Source organism: Rothia sp. 27098_8_29 (assembly GCF_041432785.1).
In the GTDB taxonomy this organism is placed as follows: Bacteria; Actinomycetota; Actinomycetes; order Actinomycetales; family Micrococcaceae; genus Rothia; species Rothia mucilaginosa.
In genome coordinates, this window is record NZ_JAPWAI010000003.1 from 91606 (window position 1) to 107751 (window position 16146).

Genomic DNA, 16146 nt, shown 5'->3' on the forward strand with positions numbered 1-16146 from the left:
CCTCCGATGGGGTAGCTGAAGCTACCCCGCACGAGTGCGACACCGATAACGATTTGGAGACACCGTGAAAATTACACCTGTTGCAGAAGAACATGTAGCCGAGGAGGAGCGCGGCTACCGGGTTCCTTTTGCCATGGAAGTTGCCGGTGCTTGGGCGTGGCGCATCATTATGATTGCCGGTGCCGGCTGGATCCTATGGAAGGGTCTGGGGCACGTCTCCCTGCTGGTTATTTCTCTTCTGGTGGCTTTGCTTCTGGCGGCTCTGTTGAGCCCCGCCGTGATGCTTCTGCGTAAGAAGGGTGTTCGTGCCGGTGGCGCGGCGGCTATTGCCGAAATCGGTATGATTCTGGTGCTCGCCGGTATTATTTCGCTGACCGGTCAGCAGATTCTGCGTGGTTTTGTGTCCATGGCGGATAAAGCGGTGCAGGGCTACCAGCAGCTGATTGGTTGGTTGAAGAACCTCGGCTACGAGTTCGGTGCCGACCAGATGAACCAGCTGTTGGATCAGATGGAGAGCGCTGTAACCAATAACCCCAGCTCCGTGCTGCACGGTGTATCTCAGGTGGGTTCGACTGCGGCTGAGGTTGCGACCGGTACCCTGCTGACCCTGTTTACCCTGGTCTTCTTCCTGATGGAGGGCGAGCGTATCTGGCTGTTCGTCACCCGCCTCTTCCCGAAGGATGCGCGTGCCGCAGTCAACGGTGCGGGTCGCGCGGGCTGGAAGTCCCTGGGCGCGTACGTGCGCGTTCAGATTCTGGTGGCGGCTATTGACGCTATCGGCATCGGTATTGGTGCCGCAATTCTGGGTGTTCCGCTGGCTATCCCGCTGGGTGTGCTGGTCTTCCTCGGCTCCTTCGTTCCGGTGATTGGTGCCCTCATCTCCGGTGCTGTGGCTGTGCTGTTGGCGCTGGTTGCTCTGGGGCCGGTGCAGGCGCTGATTATGCTCGGTATTGTTCTGCTGGTTCAGCAGCTCGAATCCCACATTCTGCAGCCGCTCATTATGGGTAAGGCTGTCTCCCTGCACCCGCTGGCGGTTATTTTCTCGGTGGCTGGTGGATCCATGATTTTTGGTGCCGTGGGCGCGCTGTTCGCGGTGCCGACGCTGGCCGTGGTGAACTCGGTGGTGCGCTACCTGGCGAATCGCGGTTGGGAACACGATCCCAGCCTGCGCGATGAGGAGTTCCTCTTCCCGCACGAGGTGGCTCGCCGCGAGCAGGCTGAGGAGAAGGCCCAGGAACGGCAGGAGAGCGTCAAGAATCTGGCCTCCCGGGTGCCGAGCCGTCAGAAGGCTGAGGAGCCTGAGAACCAGGCTTCCGAGGCTTCGGACTCCTCCGAAGACTAGGGGCCTGCATCGAGCGGGAGGTTTTGGCGTAGGGCACCCCGCCACCCTCGATAACGCACCGCTAACTCGTCCCGGCGATACCGCCGGCCGCGATGCCGTCTACGGCGGTGTCTCGCCAGGGGGCTACTTGCGACCGGGTAGCCCCCTTCGCTGTACCCATCCTCTAAAATGGGATGAGCAATACATCACCATCCCGCGCCCGCGGGACAACGCACCGTCAGAATGGAAAACCCGTGAGCGTAGATCTCGACTCCCTGCCCGTGACCATTACCGATATTGAACGTGCCGCAGAGCTGCTCGAAGGCGTTATTGAACGCACCCCCGTCGCTCATTCGCGTGCGCTGAGCCAGCGCCTCGGTTCAGAGGTTTTCTTCAAGTGCGAGAACCTGCAGCGTGCCGGTTCCTTCAAGGTGCGCGGCGCGTACGTGCGTATGGCGAAGCTTTCCGAGGAGGAGAAGAAACGCGGCGTCGTGGCGGCGAGTGCGGGTAACCACGCTCAGGGTGTGGCTCTGGCTGCTGACCGTCTGGGCATTAAGGCCCGTATTTACATGCCGCTGGGTGCGGCGCTGCCGAAGATTACCGCGACCCGCGATCACGGCGCGGAGGTTGAGCTGCACGGCGTGACCGTGGATGAGGCTCTGGCGGAGGCGAAGCGCTACGCCGAAGAGACCGGCGCGGTGTTCGTGCACCCCTTCGACAATGAAGACATTATTGCCGGCCAGGGCACTATCGGCCTGGAGATTCTGGAGCAGGTTCCGGACGTTGACACCGTCATTGTGGGCGTCGGCGGCGGTGGTCTGCTGGCTGGTCTGTCCGCTGCTATCCGCGCGAAGGAGCAGAAGCTCGGTAAGAAGATCAAGATTATTGGTGTTCAGGCGGAGCACGCGGCGGCGTACCCGCTGTCGCTGGCTGCGGATGCTCTGGTGCCGCTAAAGAAGGTTTCCACCATCGCTGACGGTATTGCGGTGGGCCGCCCCGGCCAGATGCCTTTCTCCATCATTAAGGAGCTGGTAGACGATGTGGCGACCGTGAGTGAAGACGATATCGCTCGCGCCCTGATCTTCCTGATGGAACGTAACAAGCTTGTGGTGGAGCCTGCCGGTTCGGTGCCCGTGGCGGCGCTGATGAACGGCAAGTTGAAGGAAGAGTACGGCGACCTGGGTACCGTCGTGTGCGTGCTCTCCGGCGGCAATATTGATCCGATGCTGATGCTGAAGGTAATTCAGCGTGGTCTGTCTGCGGCTGGCCGCTACATGACCGTGAAGATGATGCTGTCTGACCGTCCGGGTGAGCTGGCTACCATTTCCCGCATTATTTCTGAGAACGACGCGAACGTGACCGGTGTGGATCACACCCGTGTGGGTGGTTCGCTGTCCATGGGCGATGTGTCGATTACCATCGACATGGAAACCAAGGGTGTGGAGCATTGCCGCCAGGTGATTTCTGCCCTGGAGGATGAGGGTTTCAAGCCCATCATCGTCTACTAAGCCGATGAACTGCAATAGTTGCACCTGAGCCTTATAGGTAGAACGCAATTCAATAGATAAAAAACAGTGCGGGGTGCTGACCGTTATAGTCAGCACCCCGCACTGTTTGTTTTAAATCTAGCGCTGTCTCGCAGCCTAGCTTCTTAGCTAGTCTCTTAGCCCTGGTAGGGGGTTGCGGAGATAATCTTGGCGCTCAGTTCCTTACCGTTCGGAGCGGTGTAGGTGACTTCGTCACCCTGCTTAGCACCCATAATTGCTGCGCCGAGGGGGGACTTCTCAGAGAAGACCTTCAGGTCGCTACCTGCAGGCAGAGTGTCCTCAATTTCGCGGGAGCCGAGCAGGAACTTCAGGGTGCGGCCTGCAACCTCAGCTTCGATGACCATGCCGTGGCTTACCACGCCGTCATCAACGGGCGCCTCACCAATCTGTGCGGTTTCGAGCAGGTGCTTGAGCTGCTTGATACGCGCCTCGTTCTTAGCCTGCTCATCGCGTGCTGCGTGGTAGCCGCCGTTCTCGCGGAGGTCACCCTCATCGCGTGCCTGCGCGATGCGGTCAACGATTTCCTGGCGGTACGGGCCGGAGAGGTGCTCCAGCTCCTGGGTGAGGCGGTCGAAGGCGTCCTGAGTGAGCCATGCACCGGTGTTTTCAGCCATGCGTGTCCTTTGCTTATGCGCCGGCTCTGCCGGTGCGAAACGAATAAACCCGCTACCGCGTGCCGCGTTCAATGCGCGGCGGTGCCGGTAACGGAATGAATCAACAGACCTATTCTAGAGCACCGGAGGATTTTCGGCTGTTATGCCGGTCGTATCTTCCCCTCTGAACGCATCTTCGTCGGTACGCACGCCGGTAGCTGAACACTCCGCCAGCATCAGCCTGTTTCATGCCCGTGAATCTGCTGATATGACGGAACGTTTCACGACGTCACACGGCGTCATCTGCGCTAGTACACCGGCGCTATCCTTGGGTATCATACGAGAAGCTACAACCGTAAAATTTCTGCCGTGTAGCGCTCGCATTCGCGAGTCACAGACACATCATCGACCCCTGGCGCATCACCTAAAGGAGACCACCGTGAGCGAAGCCATTGAACAGCTGAAGGCAAACCTGCCGACTCACCCTCCCGTGGACTCCCTCAAACCGCTGGAGGAGGACTACACCGGTCTGCGCATCCTCGCGGTGCACGCCCACCCGGACGACGAGTCCTCCAAGGGCGCCGGTACCGCCTCGGCGTATATTGCCCGTGGCGCCCGCTTCATGGTGGCGACGATGACCGGCGGCGAGCGCGGTGACATCCTGAATGAGGAGATCGATAAGAGCCCGCGTGCGCACCGTGACCTGCCGGGTCTGCGCCGTGCTGAGATGGCGGCTGCCCGCGAGATTATGGGTATTGAGCACCGCTGGATTGGCTTCTTCGACTCTGGTCTGCCCGAGGGCGACCCCATGCCGCCGCTTCCCTTCGGTAGCTTTGGCACCATGCCCCTGGACCGTGCCGCCGCGCCGCTCGTGCGTCTGGTGCGTGAGTACCGCCCGCACATCATCATCACCTATGACGAGATTGGCGGCTACCCGCACCCCGACCACATCATGACCCACAAGGTTGCCGTGGAAGCATTCGAGAAGGCAGGCGACCCGGAAGCCTACGTGGGTGAGGGCGAGCCCTGGACCCCGCTGAAGCTCTACTACGACCGCGCATTCAACCCCGAACGCACCCTCGCCCTGCACGAGCATCTGCTCGATACGCACGGTGAGAGCCTGCTGAGCGGCTGGATTGAAAACATCGCGCACCGTGCCTCCTCGGGGGAGGCGCCTCGCCATGAGACTACGACCCGCATCCTGGTTCACGAGCACTTTGAGCAGCGCGATCAGGCTTTGCGCGCGCACGCCTCGCAGGTGGACCCGAACGGCGTGTTCTTCGCCGTTCCCAGCGAACAGCTGAAGGACATTTGGCCCTGGGAGGACTACACGCTGGCCGCCTCGCACGCTGAGGTTCAGCTGCCCGAATCTAGCCTGGACGAGGGCCTGAGCGACTACTACGTTATCTAGGCTGGGGCGCAGCGCCCCGCGCGTTACAATGATGCCCTTCACCCACGATATGAGTCGTAGGTGAAGGGCATCAACCATTCTTAGGCGCGCGATGCGTGCAGCCCCTGTACGCAACCCTGAATGCCGCCACCAGCCGCCACAAATTTTGAGCCGATTCTCAGCCCAACCGCGATGCCGATTGCCGCGAAGGTACGGCGCGGCGGCGTAGAATAAGAGCTTGGACTCTTTCGTTAGAGCCCGCTGAATTATCTGCCACGACAGCCGAATGAGGTATGAGCTATGAGCGCCAACGCCCTGCCCGTGATTACTGTGCACGGCCACGCCAGCAACCCCGGCACTGTCACTGAGCCTACCGTCTATGAGCAGGCTCTGGCGCGCTCGCTGAGCCCCGCATCCCTGCCGGCACATATTGGAGTGCTGGTGGACGGTAACCGCCGCTGGGCGGCTCAGCGCGGCTTGAGCACCCGTGAGGGCCACGCCGCCGGTGCGGAGCGAATTATTGATTTTCTGGCCTGGTGTACTGAGCTGTCGATTCCGCAGGTGAGCCTGTACATGCTCTCCACTGAGAACCTGAAACGCCCCGAGAAGGAGCTGACCGGTCTGGTCGCTGTGATTGATGCGTTCTTGGTGCGTCTGGTGGAGTCCGCCTGCGGTCCGGTGCGTGCCATCGGCAATATTCACCTAATTCCTCCTCAGCTGCACGAGCGCCTGGACTGGGCGATTGAGCAGACCGCGCACCTACCCGGTGTTCGCGTGAACATTGCGGTCGGCTACGGCGGCCGCCAGGAGATTGTGGACGCGGTCCGCTCGGTTCTGCGCGAGGCTGCCGCTGAGGGGGCATCCTTGGACTCGCTTGCCGAACAGCTGAGTGTGGAGGATATTTCTTCGCACCTGTACACCGCCGATATGCCCGACCCGGACCTGCTGATTCGCACTTCGGGCGAGCAGCGCCTGTCCGGTTTTATGACCTGGCAGAGCGCGTATTCTGAGTTTTATTTCTGCCGCGCCCTGTGGCCGGATTTCACGCGCGTTGATTTTCTGCGTGCTCTGCGGGATTACGCGAACCGTTCCCGCCGCTTCGGTTCCTAGAACTTGGATGCCCTAGCGCCATCGGTGCATGTTTCTCGGCCGGCCGGCTGGCTGGTTCCTGTCTAGCAGTCTCCGGTAGTACAGCCTCCAGCAATACAGAATGGACGTTCTATGCTCGCTGAGCTTTCCCGCCTCTACAACGCTGGAGGCGCCTCCGTTATTGCCGCTCTGGTGCTCGGCAGCTACCTACTGTATTTTCTGTGGTGCACCCTGCGGCTGTGGCGTATTGACGTGCGGGAGCACCGCCTGCCGCACCGCATCCTGATTCCTTTGGCTATTGCGACCTACACGGCACTGCCGGTGTCTTTGCTTTTTGCCGGTCGCCCCGCCGATATTTGGCGTGTGATTGGTGCCGGTCTGGTGCTGTGGTTCTGCTACCTGCTTCTGCGTATCCTGTCTTTTGGCGCGCTGGGCCGCGGGGATGTGAAGCTTGCCGGTATTCTGGGCGGCGTGCTCGGGTACCTGTCCTGGGCGAATCTGGGCTGGGCGTCGCTGGTGACGTTCCTTGCCGGTGGTCTGGTGTCTTTGGCTCTGGTGCTGTTTACGAAGGCGCGCGGTAGCACCCGCATTGCCTTCGGTCCGTTTATGCTTCTGGGTGCGCTGGTGGCGTTGGCGGCTCCGGCGTATTCTCTGTGGTAGATTCCGAAGTAGGGTAACCGTCCGGCTAAGTGGCGGGCTCGTTCTTCGTGCGGCTCGCGACTGTTCGCTCTGCTCTCTAGCACCTATTTCTCGGCGGAACTGCCGGGGCTTTTGAAAGGTTAATGTTATGCCTACTCCTCCCTATATCCGTAAGCTGCGTGAGCAGATTGGATCGGATTACCTGTGGCTGTCCGGTGCGACGGCTGTGGTGTACCGTGAGCAGGATTCTAAGGTGCTACTGGTGCGCCGTAGCGATAACGGGGCGTGGACCCCGATCACGGGCATTGTGGACCCGGGGGAGAGCCCTGCACTGACCTGCCTGCGTGAGGCGCAGGAGGAAGCGAACGTGCAGATTGAGGTGCTGGAGCTGGCGCAGGTGAAGGCTGACCCGCCGATGCAGTTCGGTAATGGTGACCGCTGCCAGTTCTTGGATCATACGTTCTTGTGCCGCTGGGTTTCTGGTGAGGCGAAGGTGAATGATGAGGAGTCTTCGCAGGTGCGTTGGGTGGATGTGTCTGACCCGGCGGAGCGTGCGTTGCTTTCGGAGCGGATGCTGGACCGTATTGATGCGGCGCTGAACTATGACGGCCACTGCCGTTTTGGTTTGGAGTCGGTGCCGCCGGAAGAGCTCTAGACCGGTTACTGGGGATGAGTAAAAGCCGCCGAATGAGGCACATAGATACAGAAGGAGGGGCGACCCGCCGTCATGGCGAGTCGCCCCTCCCAGTATTTTTATGACAGTTTGTTACATGTTATTGGGTGGTTCTTCCTGTTTTTCTGTGGGAGTGGGGGACTGGAAGCCTAAAGGTTGCCGCGGTTTTATTTTGTTTTTGTCTTTTTTACCTTAAGTTGTGCCTGCGTATCGAGCTATGAGTGGTGTACATGAGATGCTTTATATATGACACGGGTTACATTGGGAGTGACGGCCCCGTATTAGTCAGTAACCCGAGAAAGATTCGTTCACGTGATGTTCTGGTGAGCGTAGTCGCTTTCCTTTTACTCTGCCTATAAATCTTTAAGGCATGCCATTTTTCTGTGAACTAGGCTCATTGTGTTCATCGCAATTCTTGGGCGCTATTTTGATGCGTCCTGGAAGGAGCAAAGCATGACAACACATAAAATACCCTGGAGAATCTACGTAGCCCTTATTGGCTCTCTGGTAGGTACAGGAATATATTCCTTCGCCCTACCCATTGCGATTCTCGCTAGTACAGGCGAAATTGGGCTGGCTGGCGTAATGGCGGTAGCCATGCAAATCCCCAATATCGCCTTGGCATATCCACTAGCAACCCTATCGGATAGTCTGCCTCGAAAACCTATGATTGTGATTGCCGGGGCAGTAAACATCCTCAGCATCCTTACCTTGGCGTTGATGATTGAGCAGCATATGCTGTCATGGTTCGCCATCGCCGCACTAGGATTTGTGAGCGGTGTCTTCTCCGAACTGGCTGCTGCCTCAGAAGCAGGATATATTCCGCAGCTTCTCGGACGAGAAAACCTTCTTTCGTACAATGCACGTCGTGAAATTTGCGAGGGAATATCCGCAATCATTGCACCCCCTACAGCAGGATTTATTGTTCTTGTCGCGGGTGCAACGGTCGGTCTTATCGTCCCGGTGCTCCTTTTCGGAGCGGCAACTATTTCATACGCAACGTTGCCATCCGTAGAGATGGAAACTAAAACTGAGCAACGCGAAACCGCACAACATGGGTTTATTCACCGCATGTTTGACGGTATCCAATACATGTTCTCCGGCGCCCCACAGAGACTTATCTTGTCTACACGTTCTTCTTAGCGGCAGCTACGGCATCGTATTCACTTATCATTATTTACCGTCTGTATGAGGAACTCACTTTTGAAGCCTCAGTGGTAGGCATGATTATGGCCTGCAGCGGTATCGGTGGTATCGTCGCGGCGCTCATCATCGATCGTTTCCTCTCTTTCGAGAACACACGAGGAATGCTACTGGTTGCCAACGTCGTATCCCTGCTTGGAATACCGCTCGTCACCGTCAGCAATAACCCCGTAGTGCTCGGCGCCCTGCTCTTCATCCTGGACGTAGGATGGGCATCAGCTTTCATCTTCTCCAACAATCTGCGTGACTGCATTACACCGAATGAGCTACTGGGGCGTGCCAGCTCCCTTGACGGTGCCGTGTTTGGATTAGGAACGCTGTACTCCATGGGCGCGGTAGCACTGATGCTTGACCATCTCGGCTCCTTCAACGCTGCGCTTGTCGTTAGTATCCCGGCTGTACTCTGCCTCATCTACACGCTGGTCCACTATAAACAGTTCAAAGTGTTTAATATCGTTGAACAATAGCGAGAACCCGCTACCAACTCATTGACGGAGCAGAGAACACATACAGAGGGAGGGGCGACCCGCCGTCATGGCGAGTCGCCCCTCCCTCTATGGTTAAGCCGCGAACCTCAGAGGAGGTTCAGGCGGGGTGAGATTAGAAGTTGCCCAGCATCTTGGTGACGTCCAGAGCCGCATCCAGCTGCTCCTCAGTCACTTCGCCGCGCTCCACATAGCCCAGAGCCACAACTGCCTCACGGACAGTCACCTTGTGAGCCACCGAGTACTTAGCGATCTTCGCAGCAGCCTCGTAACCAATCAGCTTGTTCAGCGGGGTCACGGTCGACGGCGAAGCCTCAGCCAGGAAGCGGCAACGGTCAACGTTAGCGGTCAGACCGTCAATCATCTTCTCCGCCGAAACACGGGAAACGTTAGCGAGCAGGCGGATCGACTGCAGCAGGTTAGCAGCCATCACCGGGATACCCACGTTCAGCTCAAACGCGCCGTTAGTGGAAGACAGAGCAATGGTTGCGTCGTTACCGATAACCTGAGCGGCAACCATGATGGTAGCCTCACAAATCACGGGGTTGACCTTACCGGGCATAATCGAGGAGCCGGGCTGCAGATCGGGGATGTGTAGCTCGCCCAGGCCGGTGTTCGGACCCGAACCCATCCAGCGGATGTCGTTGCTGATCTTCATCAGACCGTACGCCAGGGTGCGCAGCTGACCGGAAACCTCAATCAGGCCGTCACGGTTAGCCTGAGCCTCGAAGTGGTTACGAGCCTCGGTCAGGGGCAGGCCGGTCTCCTCAGCGAGCAGCTCAATCACGCGAGCGGAGAAGCCGTCCGGGGTGTTAATGCCGGTACCCACAGCGGTACCGCCCAGGGGAACCTCAGCCACGCGGGGCAGGGAAGCGTTCACACGCTCAATGCCGTAACGCACAGTTGCGGCGTAGCCGGAGAACTCCTGGCCCAGGGTGATGGGGGTTGCGTCCATCAGGTGGGTACGACCGGACTTCACAACGTCCTTGAACTCTGCAGACTTGCGCTCCAGGGACTCAGCGAGCACCTCGAGAGCGGGAATCAGGTCCTTCACCAGAGCCTCGGTCACAGCAACGTGCACGGAGGTGGGGAAGACGTCGTTGGAGGACTGGGAAGCGTTCACGTGGTCATTGGGGTGAACCTCAATGCCCTTGGACTCCAGGGAACGGGATGCCAGGGTTGCCAGAACCTCGTTCGCGTTCATGTTCGAGGAGGTACCGGAACCGGTCTGGAAGACGTCAATGGGGAAGTGGGCGTCGTACTTACCGGTTGCTACCAGATCCGCTGCGTCGCGGATAGCCTGGGCGCGCTCAGCGTCGAGCACCTTGAGTTCCTCATTGGCGGTCGCGGCTGCCTTCTTCACGAGGGCAAGCGCACGAATATGGGCGGATTCGAGGGTCTGACCCGAAATCGGGAAGTTCTCGACTGCGCGCTGGGTCTGTGCACGGTAGAGTGCATCAGCCGGAACGCGAACTTCGCCCATGGTGTCATGTTCAATGCGGTATTCAATGTTTTCAGCCATACCTCTAGGATAGGCGTTCAAAGTGGCTTACGTCGCCTCGAAAAGGTGTCAAAAGAGGAAAAACGCTCATAAATTTTGAGGCGTGAGAAGGCGCGTAAAAACCCCGCCCCGGTAGATGTGCGAACATGCTACCGTGGCGGGGGTATCCCATAGAAAAATCTGTTGTTAAGTGCGAGCATGTGGGTTCTCGCGCTAAGGCTCGTAATGAGCGGAGAAGAGGAAACCTAGTCCAGGTTCTCCGCAACCACAACGCGCGGGGGAGTCTTCACGACCACCGGAAGCGCCTGAGTCGGCGGGTTCTGCGAGTCGTTCTTCTCCTCCGGCAGGGTCAGGTCCTGCGAGCTGAACACCAGCTCCGCCTTACCTTCCTTCAGATGGTAGAAGACACCAATCACGGCGACCTTACCCTCAACCACCGCATCCGAAATGATGTGGGACTGCTCAATAATGCGGATGGCGGTCTGGCGGGTGTGCTCACGCACCATGTCGTTAACGACCGGGTTCTCCGGCAGCTTCGGAGACATCACCGAAGGCAGGATGTGCTGCACCAGGTTACGGATGAAGCCGTGCGGCATCTCACCGGATTCCAGGGACTTGCTGGCCGCAGTCACAGCACCGCAGGAGTCGTGACCGAGAACCATCACGATAGGGGTCTTAAACTCCTCAACCGCGTACTCCAGCGAGCCGAGCGCGGCATTCTCCAGGACGTGGCCAGCGGTACGCACCACGAACGCGTCGCCCAGGCCCAGATCAAAAATAATCTCTGCCGCGAGGCGAGAGTCACCGCAACCGAAAATCGAGGCGAACGGGAACTGACCCGATGCCAGGTCGGTACGGCGAATCGTGTCCTGATTGGGGTGCTCATTGCTACCCTCAACAAAACGGCGGTTACCGTCCTTCAGACGCTTCCATGCTTCTGCGGGAGTCGGTTGGATGCCAGCCATGTGATGCTCCTTAGCGGACAAATACAGATAACGCGTGCCGTCGGAGGCAACGAATCTGCGAACGGGTATGTGGGGCTTCAGGCGCTCGCACTGAAGCTCAGCTCCTTGCCGGGAGCCTCCCGGAGAAAGAACCTACCTCAAATATGCCTTAAATATGCGAAAAATAGCTAGTTTGGCACGCCTTCACAACACCCAAAATCAGCGCCTCAGAGCGTATGAAGTGCCGAAGAGAGACGCAGCCCTCACCAATTTGCCGCATCTGCTCACCTTAAAGTCAACACGCACGCAAACTCGTTCAGAACAAGAAAAACGAAGCCTGCGCGCGCTATCCTGAAAGGAGCACTACTGCGTCGGCGACTTCGTGCTGGAAAGAACCAGCCAGCCGACGGTGTATTCAGAAATCTCGAAGGTGAGTCTATGACTACGAACAACAACCACGGCGATCGCAACCTCGCAATGGAACTGGTCCGCGCGACTGAAGCTGCAGCAATTGCTGCAGGCCCCTGGGTCGGCGCAGGCGAAAAGAACCTCGCAGATGGTGCAGCCGTAGACGCAATGCGTTACCGCCTCTCCACCGTCAACTTCAACGGCACCGTCGTCATCGGTGAAGGCGAGAAGGACAAGGCTCCCATGCTGTACAACGGCGAGAACGTCGGCGACGGCTCCGGTCCCTCCCTCGACGTGGCGGTTGACCCCATCGACGGTACCCGCCTGACCGCACTCGGCATGGACAACGCCCTCTCCGTGATTGCTGTGGCAGACGGTGGCACCATGTTCGACCCCTCCGCAGTGTTCTACATGGAGAAGCTGGTCACCGGCCCCGACGCCGCAGAGTTCGTCGACCTGCGCTTGCCCGTCAAGCAGAACCTGCACCTGGTCGCTAAGGCTAAGGGCAAGAAGGTTAGCGAGCTGACCGTATGCGTGCTGGACCGCCCCCGCCACGCCAAGCTGATCCAGGAGATTCGCGAGGCAGGTGCCCGTACCCGCATCATCCTCGACGGTGACGTTGCCGGCGCTATCGCAGCCTGCCGCGAAAACACCGGCGTGGACCTCATGCTCGGCACCGGCGGCACCCCCGAAGGCGTTGTCGCAGCATGCGCTATCAAGGCAACCGGTGGCGTTATCCAGGGCCGCCTGGCACCGACCGACGAGGCAGAGCGCGAAAAGGCACTGGAAGCCGGCCACGATCTCGACCGCGTGCTGACCACCAACGACCTGGTCACCAGCGACAACTGCTTCTTCGCCGCAACCGGTATCACCGACGGCAAGCTGCTGCGCGGCGTGCGTTACAGCAAGAACGTTGTGACCACCCAGTCGCTGGTTATGCGTTCCTCCTCGGGCACCGTGCGTACCGTTGAGGCAGAGCACCGCCTCTCCCGCCTGCGCGAGATCCTCTCGCACACCAAGAGCCCCGGCGAAGCCTAAGCCTTTGAGGTAGCCACCAAACATAAGGAGCCGCCCCCGACCGAATCACTCGGTCGGGGGCGGCTCCTTATGCTTATCGCCGTTACCGGCAGGCGTTAGCGCGAACGCAAGGAACGCAGCTTCTCCTTCGCCTTCGACACTGCATCGCGAACCGCCGGACGAGCCTTGTACGCCAGGGTGTAGGCGCGGTAACCCAGCGAGGTCACCGGAACATCCCAGGTACCCGGGTACTCCACAGACTCGCCACCGAAGGACTTCTTGAACTTCGTGAAACCAGCCCACTCGTGATCCGGCTGATCCTCCGGCGCAATACCGAAGAGGTCAACGTACTTCAGACCCTTACGCTTAGCGTCCAGGATAAAGTTCGTCACCACCGGAATGCCCGCGGACAGGCGGCGATGCTCGAAGGAAGCAGCCGCGTGCGCGTAGGTGCGGGTGTCGTCCGAATCGTACACGAACGCCGCCGCAATCGGGGTGCTCTCGCCGTTCTCGTCGGTCAGCTTTGCAATGTAGAGCGACGCCGCGTCGGCGGGCATCAGCACGCGAGCCACCTGCATCAGGTACTCATCCTGCTGACGGTTAAAACCGTTACGGTCCGCAGTCTCATCCAAGAACGCGAACAGGATTGACAAATCCTCAGGATTCGTCGACACCTCAATGGTCACGCCCTTCTTATGGATATTGCGGTGCAGGTTGCGGTTATTGGACTTCATGCCCTTGAGGATCTCGTCCTCAGAGCCCGAAAGATCAATAATCTGAGTGTGCGAAGGCTGCACCTGGCGAGGAGCCAGAACCGCACCGCGACGAGCCAAGAAAGCAGCCGCATCCTGATCGCCCCAAATAGCGGATTCAGTCGGCTCAATGCGCACAAACAGGCAACGATGCTTCGCGGCCTCTTCCTTCAACGACGTGAGAGCCTCATCAAAAGCCACAGCGCTGGAGGCGACCGGTCCGTACGGGCTGTACAGGTAGCGGCCAGTAGCGCCGCCCTCAACGGTCGCAAGGTACGACCAGCCGTTACCGCTCTTACGAATCACGGTGTGACCATTAGATTCCTGAAAACGTGCCCAAATATCGGACTGAAGAATATTGCTCATCCTTCTAGTGTATCCGAGCTTAGGGAACGTAAGCCTGGGGCTCCGACGAAGCTTCGGGTGCAGGAATGGGGCGGGGTGCGGAGGAACTTTCCTCCGCCTCGCGCTCGGCCGCTGCCTTTGCCTTCGCCTCGGCAACTCGGGTGCGCAGAGCGGCTCCCTTGTCCATTGCGGTCTGGCGCAGATTCTGAGAGAACTGACGCAAATCAGCGTGAACCTGCTGAGCAAACGCATCGGTGCCCGAACCCAGAATACGCAGAGCCAGCAGACCCGCATTGCGAGCACCGTTAATGGAGACGGTAGCTACCGGAACACCGGCGGGCATCTGAACAATCGACAGCAGCGAGTCCATGCCCTCGAGGTTCTTCAGACGCACCGGAACACCAATCACAGGCAGAGCGGTGACGGAAGCGAGCATACCGGGCAGATGAGCGGCGCCGCCGGCACCGGCAATAATCACGCGAATACCGCGGCTGTGAGCCTTCTTGCCATACTCAATCATGTCCTCGGGCATGCGGTGTGCAGAAACAACATCAGCCTCGTAAGGGATGCCGAACTCGTCCAGAACCTCGGCTGCGGCCTCCATGACCGACCAATCCGAATCCGAACCCATCACAATGCCAACAATGGGCTGGGAAGAATTATAGGGAGACTGAGACATAATCCTCATATCCTTTCAGGATGCGGTGGCGAACCACCATCAATAGGGTGCGTCGGATACGCAGGATGCTCTCACCCCACGCACCGGCTAAAAATAGGGCTACAGGGGGCGGCCGTCACGCAAAATGGAGGCGGCATTCGCGGCGCTATGACGCAACGCCTCAAGCTCAGCCACCGTGCCAGAAATATTCACGTGACCAATCTTGCGGCCCGGACGGGTTTCCTTGCCGTAGAAGTGGATCTTTGCGCGCGGCTCAGCCGAAAGCGCCAGCGGGTAGACACCGAAAATATCTTCGTTCTCACCGCCCAGGTAGTTCTTCATCACGGCAACACCCTCCAGCACGGAGGTATCACCCAGCGGCAGATCCAGTACCGCACGCAGGTGCTGCTCAAACTGGCTGGTCACCGAGCCGTCCTGAGTCCAGTGGCCGGTGTTGTGCGGGCGCATCGCCAGCTCGTTGATGTAGAAGCCGGCGGGGGAGCCGGGAACCTCGAAAAGCTCAGCCGCCATTACACCGGTCACGCCCAGCTCGGAGGCAATGGTCACCGCAGCGGCTGCGGCAGCCTCAGCAATCTCGGGGTCCAGGTCCTGCGCGGGTGCAATAACCTCATCACAGATGGAGTTCACCTGGATGGTCTCAACAACCGGCCAGGGGCGCACTTCGCCGCTTTCACGGCGAGCCACTAGAGCGGAGAGCTCACGGGTGAAGGGCACTTTCTCCTCGGCAAGTAGAGCGGAGAAATCAGTGCGGGAAGGCAGCTGCTCGAACCACTCGGCGCTGCGCTCGCGAGCCTCCTCGGGGGAATCCAGAACGAGTACGCCCTTGCCGTCGTAGCCGCCGCGCGGGGTCTTCAGCACAACGGGCCAGCCGATTTCATCGCCGAAGGCGAGCAGCTCGTCCAGGGTAGAAACCTTAGCCCAGCGGGGGTTCGGCAGGCCCAGACGCTCAATAGCGGCGCGCATCAGGAGCTTGTCCTGAGCGTACTGGAGAGCTTCGGGACGGGGCTGAACATTCACGCCCTCCGCCATGAGGGTGCGCAGAAATTCGGTGGGCACATGCTCATGGTCGAAAGTGATGACATCCTTGCCGCGAGCAAATTCGCGGAGGGTGTCCAGATCTTTGTAGTCCCCGACGGGGGCGGTACGTACCGCTGCCACGGCGCCGACGGTGGGCGCCTCCGCGAGAATCTGCAGGTTCAGGCCAAGGTTAGTTGCTGCGGGTGCCATCATGCGGGCCAGCTGGCCTCCGCCGATGACGCCAATTACGGGTCCAGTCACAGGGTAAGTCACAGCACCTAAGTGTACCGGGTTTGGAGAGCCTGTGGGAGCAAGACCACATTAAGGTCACAGAATGGGTTTAACTGGGCGGCAGAGCCCAATATTTGGGCGTAAAAGCCGGAAGAAATCGTAAAAACCTGCCTTCTGCCCAGTCAACGTGAGATGAAAGGGAATGTCTCGTTAGCTGGGAGGTCTGTGGAAAAACTCTCAAAGGTACAAACAACCAACCGGGACTGTAATAACATATAAGAGCTTGTAAAAGAGGGGGAAACAACCGTCGGA

General features: G+C 59.1%; 15 protein-coding genes. 9 read left to right on the forward strand and 6 right to left on the reverse strand.

The window, feature by feature from the left end; all coding sequences use genetic code 11:
* Positions 1–64 precede the first annotated feature (64 nt).
* Both O3649_RS06310 and ilvA read left to right on the forward strand, forming a co-directional pair.
* The gene (locus O3649_RS06310) at positions 65–1342 is read left to right on the forward strand and encodes an AI-2E family transporter (RefSeq protein ID WP_049346801.1); all 1278 of its coding nucleotides are present in this window, start codon (positions 65–67) and stop codon (positions 1340–1342) included.
* 233 nt (positions 1343–1575) lie between these two features.
* Positions 1576–2829 carry a threonine ammonia-lyase gene (gene ilvA / locus O3649_RS06315; RefSeq protein ID WP_049350045.1) on the forward strand — a complete coding sequence of 418 codons (1254 nt, stop codon included), beginning with the start codon at positions 1576–1578 and terminating at the stop codon, positions 2827–2829.
* A gap of 155 nt (positions 2830–2984) precedes the next feature.
* On the opposite strand, the gene greA is transcribed toward ilvA, so the two are convergent.
* Complete coding sequence (greA, locus tag O3649_RS06320; protein ID WP_371573344.1) at positions 2985–3482, reverse strand: transcription elongation factor GreA; 498 nt, start codon at positions 3480–3482, stop codon at positions 2985–2987.
* 418 nt (positions 3483–3900) lie between these two features.
* Between greA and mca the strand changes: the two genes are divergently transcribed.
* The 6 genes from mca to O3649_RS06350 all read left to right on the forward strand — a co-directional run bounded on the left by mca (position 3901) and on the right by O3649_RS06350 (position 8922).
* Positions 3901–4872, forward strand: a complete 972-nt coding sequence (gene mca / locus O3649_RS06325; RefSeq protein ID WP_303990532.1) for a mycothiol conjugate amidase Mca — start codon at positions 3901–3903, stop codon at positions 4870–4872.
* 279 nt (positions 4873–5151) lie between these two features.
* Positions 5152–5961 (forward strand): polyprenyl diphosphate synthase, encoded by an 810-nt coding sequence (uppS, locus tag O3649_RS06330; RefSeq protein WP_371573346.1) that lies wholly within the window; start codon positions 5152–5154, stop codon positions 5959–5961.
* Between the two features lie 111 nt (positions 5962–6072).
* Positions 6073–6600 carry a prepilin peptidase gene (locus O3649_RS06335; protein ID WP_371573349.1) on the forward strand — a complete coding sequence of 176 codons (528 nt, stop codon included), beginning with the start codon at positions 6073–6075 and terminating at the stop codon, positions 6598–6600.
* Between the two features lie 127 nt (positions 6601–6727).
* Positions 6728–7234, forward strand: coding sequence for an NUDIX domain-containing protein (locus O3649_RS06340; protein WP_070614673.1), 507 nt, complete (start codon positions 6728–6730; stop codon positions 7232–7234).
* Between the two features lie 417 nt (positions 7235–7651).
* Positions 7652–8395 (forward strand): MFS transporter, encoded by a 744-nt coding sequence (locus O3649_RS06345; RefSeq protein ID WP_371573351.1) that lies wholly within the window; start codon positions 7652–7654, stop codon positions 8393–8395.
* A 41-nt stretch (positions 8396–8436) separates the two neighbouring features.
* Positions 8437–8922, forward strand: a complete 486-nt coding sequence (locus O3649_RS06350) for an MFS transporter (RefSeq protein WP_371573420.1) — start codon at positions 8437–8439, stop codon at positions 8920–8922.
* 133 nt (positions 8923–9055) lie between these two features.
* On the opposite strand, the gene O3649_RS06355 is transcribed toward O3649_RS06350, so the two are convergent.
* Positions 9056–10462, reverse strand: a complete 1407-nt coding sequence (locus O3649_RS06355) for a class II fumarate hydratase (protein ID WP_044146069.1) — start codon at positions 10460–10462, stop codon at positions 9056–9058.
* A 224-nt stretch (positions 10463–10686) separates the two neighbouring features.
* Positions 10687–11406 carry a carbonic anhydrase gene (locus O3649_RS06360; protein ID WP_005506870.1) on the reverse strand — a complete coding sequence of 240 codons (720 nt, stop codon included), beginning with the start codon at positions 11404–11406 and terminating at the stop codon, positions 10687–10689.
* Positions 11407–11823: 417 nt separating this feature from the next.
* Between O3649_RS06360 and glpX the strand changes: the two genes are divergently transcribed.
* Positions 11824–12831 carry a class II fructose-bisphosphatase gene (gene glpX, locus O3649_RS06365; RefSeq protein WP_049342937.1) on the forward strand — a complete coding sequence of 336 codons (1008 nt, stop codon included), beginning with the start codon at positions 11824–11826 and terminating at the stop codon, positions 12829–12831.
* 95 nt (positions 12832–12926) lie between these two features.
* Here glpX and O3649_RS06370 read toward each other — a convergent pair whose 3' ends face one another.
* From O3649_RS06370 to O3649_RS06380, 3 genes are all read right to left on the reverse strand, one after another.
* The gene (locus O3649_RS06370; protein ID WP_371573354.1) at positions 12927–13928 is read right to left on the reverse strand and encodes a lipid II:glycine glycyltransferase FemX; all 1002 of its coding nucleotides are present in this window, start codon (positions 13926–13928) and stop codon (positions 12927–12929) included.
* A gap of 19 nt (positions 13929–13947) precedes the next feature.
* Positions 13948–14586: a 5-(carboxyamino)imidazole ribonucleotide mutase gene (purE, locus tag O3649_RS06375; RefSeq protein ID WP_200963298.1), complete on the reverse strand. Its 639-nt coding sequence runs from the start codon at positions 14584–14586 to the stop codon at positions 13948–13950.
* 99 nt (positions 14587–14685) lie between these two features.
* Positions 14686–15816: a 5-(carboxyamino)imidazole ribonucleotide synthase gene (locus tag O3649_RS06380; protein WP_246823560.1), complete on the reverse strand. Its 1131-nt coding sequence runs from the start codon at positions 15814–15816 to the stop codon at positions 14686–14688.
* Between the last annotated feature and the right edge of the window lie 330 nt (positions 15817–16146).

Excerpts from the sequence above, each read along its gene's own strand:
- O3649_RS06340 (WP_070614673.1), top strand. The coding sequence starts at position 6,728 with ATGCCTACTCCTCCCTATATCCGTAAGCTGCGTGAGCAGATTGGATCG.
- O3649_RS06360 (WP_005506870.1), bottom strand. The coding sequence starts at position 11,406 with ATGGCTGGCATCCAACCGACTCCCGCAGAAGCATGGAAGCGTCTGAAG.
- glpX (WP_049342937.1), top strand. The coding sequence starts at position 11,824 with ATGACTACGAACAACAACCACGGCGATCGCAACCTCGCAATGGAACTG.
- uppS (WP_371573346.1), top strand. The coding sequence starts at position 5,152 with ATGAGCGCCAACGCCCTGCCCGTGATTACTGTGCACGGCCACGCCAGC.
- purE (WP_200963298.1), bottom strand. The coding sequence starts at position 14,586 with ATGTCTCAGTCTCCCTATAATTCTTCCCAGCCCATTGTTGGCATTGTG.
- O3649_RS06335 (WP_371573349.1), top strand. The coding sequence starts at position 6,073 with ATGCTCGCTGAGCTTTCCCGCCTCTACAACGCTGGAGGCGCCTCCGTT.
- greA (WP_371573344.1), bottom strand. The coding sequence starts at position 3,482 with ATGGCTGAAAACACCGGTGCATGGCTCACTCAGGACGCCTTCGACCGC.
- O3649_RS06380 (WP_246823560.1), bottom strand. The coding sequence starts at position 15,816 with ATGATGGCACCCGCAGCAACTAACCTTGGCCTGAACCTGCAGATTCTC.
- O3649_RS06355 (WP_044146069.1), bottom strand. The coding sequence starts at position 10,462 with ATGGCTGAAAACATTGAATACCGCATTGAACATGACACCATGGGCGAA.
- O3649_RS06370 (WP_371573354.1), bottom strand. The coding sequence starts at position 13,928 with ATGAGCAATATTCTTCAGTCCGATATTTGGGCACGTTTTCAGGAATCT.